This is a genomic window from Paralimibaculum aggregatum (genome assembly GCF_030270585.1).
Classification (GTDB): domain Bacteria; phylum Pseudomonadota; class Alphaproteobacteria; order Rhodobacterales; family Rhodobacteraceae; genus Thermohalobaculum; species Thermohalobaculum aggregatum.
Map to the genome: position 1 here is coordinate 1 of NZ_BSYI01000178.1, position 271 is coordinate 271.

The 271-nt window shown below is 72.7% G+C and carries 1 pseudogene; it reads left to right on the top strand.

Annotated features, from left to right (window positions below):
* Positions 1-271 (top strand): annotated as a pseudogene (locus QSJ97_RS24840) (hypothetical protein); the annotation flags it as partial.

Sequence of the window (271 nt, forward strand, 5' to 3'; positions counted from 1 at the left end):
AAACCCGTGGGGCGCACGCATCGCTTACAACTTTACCACCGCAAGGTCCCGGGCCTCGCCGAGGCGCTGAACGGGGCGGAGACCCGCGCCGAGGCGGCGGCGGCGCTGCGCGACCTGATCGAGGGGATCGTGCTGGTCCCGGCGGGCGATGCGCTTGAGATCGAGCTGGTCGGGGCGCTGGCGGGGATCCTGGCGCTCACGAACGACGCGCGCCCCCGGCCGGGTGGCACGGGGGCGCGACAGATATCGCTGGTTGCGGGGGCAGGATTTG